General features: G+C 65.1%; 6 protein-coding genes and 1 pseudogene. 4 read left to right on the plus strand and 3 right to left on the minus strand.

Annotated elements, in window-relative coordinates:
• The 4 genes and pseudogenes from JOZ76_RS30485 to JOZ76_RS30500 all read left to right on the plus strand — a co-directional run.
• Nucleotides 1-804, plus strand: a pseudogene (locus JOZ76_RS30485) (DNA polymerase III subunit gamma/tau); the annotation flags it as partial.
• A gap of 21 nt (nucleotides 805-825) precedes the next feature.
• On the plus strand, nucleotides 826-1,146 hold the full coding sequence (locus tag JOZ76_RS30490; protein ID WP_291705066.1) for a YbaB/EbfC family nucleoid-associated protein: 321 nt from the start codon (nucleotides 826-828) through the stop codon (nucleotides 1,144-1,146).
• Nucleotides 1,147-1,155: 9 nt separating this feature from the next.
• Nucleotides 1,156-1,758 carry a recombination mediator RecR gene (gene recR, locus JOZ76_RS30495; RefSeq protein WP_291705068.1) on the plus strand — a complete coding sequence of 201 codons (603 nt, stop codon included), beginning with the start codon at nucleotides 1,156-1,158 and terminating at the stop codon, nucleotides 1,756-1,758.
• 24 nt (nucleotides 1,759-1,782) lie between these two features.
• A complete protein-coding gene (locus tag JOZ76_RS30500; protein ID WP_291705070.1) occupies nucleotides 1,783-2,226 on the plus strand; it encodes a hypothetical protein in 444 nt (147 codons plus the stop codon).
• 132 nt (nucleotides 2,227-2,358) lie between these two features.
• On the opposite strand, the gene JOZ76_RS30505 is transcribed toward JOZ76_RS30500, so the two are convergent.
• The 3 genes from JOZ76_RS30505 to rmuC all read right to left on the minus strand — a co-directional run.
• Nucleotides 2,359-3,741, minus strand: coding sequence for an AmpG family muropeptide MFS transporter (locus JOZ76_RS30505; protein ID WP_291705072.1), 1,383 nt, complete (start codon nucleotides 3,739-3,741; stop codon nucleotides 2,359-2,361).
• A gap of 60 nt (nucleotides 3,742-3,801) precedes the next feature.
• Nucleotides 3,802-4,152, minus strand: a complete 351-nt coding sequence (locus JOZ76_RS30510; RefSeq protein ID WP_291705073.1) for a GIY-YIG nuclease family protein — start codon at nucleotides 4,150-4,152, stop codon at nucleotides 3,802-3,804.
• 90 nt (nucleotides 4,153-4,242) lie between these two features.
• The coding region (rmuC, locus tag JOZ76_RS30515) for a DNA recombination protein RmuC (RefSeq protein WP_291705075.1) at nucleotides 4,243-4,819 on the minus strand (577 nt) is incomplete at its 5' end.

Consider the following 4,819-nt stretch of genomic DNA (forward strand, 5'->3'; position numbering starts at 1 on the left):
GCGCGGGATTTTGCCGCAAAACTGTCGATCCGGGTGCTGTCGCGGATGTGGCAGATGCTGCTCAAGGGCATCGCCGAAGTGCAGACGGCCACCCGGCCGGCCGCGGCTGCGGAAATGGTGCTGGTGCGCATCGCCTATGTCGCCGACATGCCGACGCCGGATGAGGCGATCCGTCTGATCGAGCAGAATGGCGGCGCATCACCGGTTGTCGCCGCGAGCCCCGCCCCGCGCGGCAGTCCGGCTCCCACAATGTCGGTGGCCCAGCCGGCGGTGACGCGCGCGCCGGCCGCGCCGCGCGCCAGTGCCGAGCCGTCGCTCCGTCCGCAGATGCTGGCGCCGTCGCCGAATGGCCACGGCGAACCCGCGCGAAAAATCGCCAGCTTTCGGGAACTCGTGGCGCTGGCGGGTGAAAAGCGCGACCTTTTGACCAAGAGCGCGCTGGAGACCGATGTCCGTCTGGTGCGTTTCGAGGATGGCAGGCTGGAGGTGGCGCTCGAGCGGAGTGCGCAGCGTGCGCTGGTCAATGAATTGTCGCGCAAGCTGGATCTTTGGACCGGCCGGCGCTGGACCGTGATCGTCTCCAACGAGAAAGGGCAGCCGACGCTCCGCGAGCAGAGCCTCGTCGAGAAGAACGAGCGCGAGCGCGCGGCCGAAGCCGATCCGCGGGTCCAGGAGGTGCTGGCGCGCTTTCCTGGCGCCCGCATCATCGAGGTGCGCAAGCTTGCCCCCGAGCCGCCCGAATCCGATATTAGCGCCGAGGTCCCGGTTGAAGAGCTCGACGGTGACGACGATCTTGATCTCTAGCGACGTTTAAGGATTGAGCCGATGGCTGATTTTCTCGGCATGATGAAGCAGGCGGCCCAGCTGCAGTCGAAGATGCAGGCGATGCAGGAGGAACTCGGCAGTCTCGAAGTCGAGGGCATCTCCGGCGGCGGCCTCGTCGCGGTCCGCATGACCGCGAAAATGGAGGTCAAGGCTGTCCGGATCGATGCCTCCTTGATGAAACCGGAAGAACGCGAAGTGCTGGAAGACCTGCTGGTGACCGCCCAGAACGAGGCGCGGCGCAAGGCGGAGGTCGCGGTACAGGAGAAGATGCAGGCCCTGACCGGCGGGCTCGGCCTGCCGCCCGGATTGCTCGGCAACTAGACGCCATTCATGCCCGCTGTCGCCGGTCCCGAGATCGAACGCCTGATCCAGCTCCTGGCGCGGCTGCCGGGGCTCGGCCCGCGCTCGGCGCGCCGGGCGGCGCTGCACCTCATCAAGAAGCGCGAAGCGCTGATGACGCCGCTGTCGTCGGCGCTGCAGGTCGCGATCGAGAGAATCCAGGTCTGCAAGACCTGCGGCAACATCGACACACAAAACCCCTGCACGGTCTGCACCGATCCGCGCCGCGATCCATCCATCATCGTTGTGGTGGCCGATGTCGCCGACCTTTGGGCGCTGGAGCGGGCGAATGCGACCAGCGGGCGCTATCACGTGCTCGGCGCGACGCTGTCGCCGCTCGACGGTGTCGGCCCGCAGGACCTCACCATCGATGCACTGGTGGCGCGCGCCCACGCCCTCGAAGTGCAGGAGATCATCCTGGCGCTCAACGCGACCGTGGATGGGCAGACCACGGCGCACTACATCACCGATCTCCTGCACGAGGCCAATGTCAAGGTGACGCGGCTGGCGCACGGCGTGCCGGTCGGCGGTGAGCTCGATTACCTCGACGAAGGTACGCTGTCGGCCGCGATGCGGCAGCGGACGCTGTTCTGATCATCACAAGACGGAAATGATGGAATGACGAAACGACGATTCGGCAAACGCTGGGCTTTGGCGGCATCTTTCGCCGCTGTCATGATGACGCTCGCTGCCTCGGCCTCCGCGGCGCAGCAGGCCGAGCCGCCCATGAAAGCCGGAAAGCCGATTCAGGCCGGCGACATCCTGTCGGGCGAATTGATGATGATGGAGGTGCGCGACGCCAAGGAGGGCGGCAAGCGGGTGCCGACCTATCAGATCACCAGCGAGCCGCGCCGGCTGCCGCAACCGGGCGGACTGTGCAATCTCGAGACCGGGCCTGAAACCTTTCAACTCATCACCTCCAGCAACGCACAGGCTGCGCAACTGAAGGCGCTCATCGGCAAGGCCATCTCCGTGAAGGTCGGCGAGGTCGCCTGCGCCCAGGACGCCGGCCAGATCAGCGAAGCTGTCGTGACGAAATGGAGTTTGGTGAGGCAGCGCTAGCCGCTAAATCACTGCAGTCATCGCCCGGCTTGACCGGGCGATCCAGTACGCCGCAGCTTCTCAGCTCGACAACAGCCGTCTCTGGAATACTGGATCACCCGCTTTCGCAGGTGATGACAGTTGAGCAATTAGTCACACCTTCACCGGCCCGAGCGCAGCAAAATGGCCGCGCCGCTGCAGCCATGCCAGCAGCACGAGGCTCGGCACCGCGACGAGGACGCAGACCGCAAAGAACAGCGGCCAGCCGGCCGCCTTCGCGACATAGCCGGCGCCGGACGACAGATAGGTGCGCCCGACGGCCGCGAGCGCAGTGAGCAGCGCATATTGGGTCGCGGTGTGCAGCGGGTTCTGGCACAGCGCCGAGAGATAGGCGACGAAGATCACTGTGCCGATCGCGCTGGTGAAGTTCTCCGTCGTGACGGCCAGCGCCAGCGCCCATTGATTGACGCCTGATAGCGCGAGCCAGGAGAAGGAGAAATTGGCAATGGCCTGCAGCACGCCGCCGATCCACAGGCTGGTGGCGAGCGAATAGCGCCGCGCCACGAAGCCGCCGGCAAAACCGCCGATCAGCGTGGCGGCAAGGCCGACGCCCTTGACGATGGCGGCGTAGTCCACCTTGCTGAAGCCGAGGTCGATCACGAACGGCCCGGTCATGGTGCCGGAAAATGCGTCGGTGAACTTGAACAGCACCACGAAGGCGAGCGCGGCCAGGGCATCGCGGCGGCTCAGGAACTCCGAGAAGGCGCCCCACGCCGCGTTCAGCACGCGCGTGATCGCGCCGTCTGCGCTGGTCGCCGCATCGGCGGCGGCCGACTGCGCCGGCTCGGTCGCGATCAGCGCAGTCACCGTGCCGATCACGACCAGCGCCGCCATCAGGACATAACCCCACATCCAGGCTGCCGGCCGTGCGAGACCGTAGCTTTCGTAGCCGCTGACGATGACCAGCGCGCCCGCCGTCGAGACCAGCATGCCGATCCGGTAGGCGGCGACATAGCCAGCCATGCCGGCGGCCTGCTCGCTCTCAGGCAGGCTTTCGACCCGGAAGGCGTCGACCACGATGTCCTGCGTCGATGACGCGGTCGCGACCAGGAGTGCGGCGAACGCGGTCGCAAACGGTGCGGTCGCAGGATCTGACATCGCGAGCAGCAGGATGGTGAGGATCAGCAGCAGTTGCGAGAACAGCAGCCAGCCGCGTCGGCGCCCGAACGCGCGGGTGAAGAGCGGCACGTGCAGCGCGTCGACCAGCGGCGCCCAGAGAAATTTCAGCGTATAGGGCGTCCCGACCAGCGCGAGAAGGCCGATCGTGCCGAGGTCGACCCCTGATTCACGCATCCAGATCTGCAAGGTGGAACCGGACAGCGCCAGCGGAAGCCCTGAGGCAAAGCCGAGAAACAGCACGACCAGCACGCGCGGCTGCAGGTATACGGCAATGCTCTCGCGCCAGCCGGCCGCTGGCGCGTCATTTGGCGGGGCCGCTTCGGAGGTCACTTCGGGTGTGGTATCGGGTGCGGTCATTCGCCCATTCTCGGTCATCGTCCGCGAAGGCGGACGATCCAGTATTCGAGACAGTTCCATTTAGGACTGCCGTTGCGGCGCACTGGATGTCCCGCCTTCGCGGGGGACGAGGTTCAATGCACCCGCGATCCCGGGATACAGATCACCCCAGTTCGGATTTTTCTCTTCAATTAGCCGAATCTTCCAGGCCCGATTCCACTTCTTCAGCTGCTTTTCGCGCCGAATTGCGTTCTCGGGATCATCGAACTGCTCAAAACAGACGAGCTTCACGACATCATATTTCGAGGTGAAGCCCTTTACCAATTTCGACCGGTGCTCTGCCACACGACGTATGATATCGTTCGTCACGCCGATATAGATCGTGCCGATCTTGCACGCCAGAATGTAGACGTAGAAGCTGCGCGTGCCCATTCTTCCGTCTCTGGGATACTGGATCGCCCGGCCAAGCCGGGCGCTGACATTCGTTTCTGACCGCTCCTTTCACGCAAGGTCCGAAAGGAGTCACTCCCCCGCCTGGAGCTGGCGAAGCGGGAACAGATCGGGCGTTTTCGGTCCCACCGCCCGCGGCGGCTCGGCCTGCGCGTCCTGCTTGGAGAAATCGAGTTCCTCGATCCGGCCCGCGCGCTTCTCGATCTTGTCGGCCGAGATCAGGATCTGGCGGATGTCCTCGTTGACGTCGCCAAAATGCTTCTGCAGCTTCAGCACCCGTTCGCGCAGGCGGCCGAGATCGTCGCCGAGATTGATCACCTCGTTGCGGATCTGGTCGGCGGCATCTCTGATCCGCGCATCGCGCATGATCTGCTGCATCACCTGGATCGCCAGCATCAGCAGCGACGGCGACACCAGCACCACGCGCGCGCGGTAAGCCTTCTGGATCACATCGTCGAACCCGTCGTGGATCTCCGCATAGACCGATTCCGACGGCACAAACATCAGCGCGCTGTCCTGGGTCTCGCCGGCAACCAGGTATTTTTCCGCGATGTCGGCGACGTGTTTCAGCACGTCGGCGCGCAGCCGCTGGGTGGCGAATTTGCGCGCCTCGTCGGTTCGCGCATCGTGCAGCGCGGTCATCGCCTCC

The organism is Bradyrhizobium sp., assembly GCF_019244115.1.
Taxonomy (GTDB): domain Bacteria; phylum Pseudomonadota; class Alphaproteobacteria; order Rhizobiales; family Xanthobacteraceae; genus Bradyrhizobium.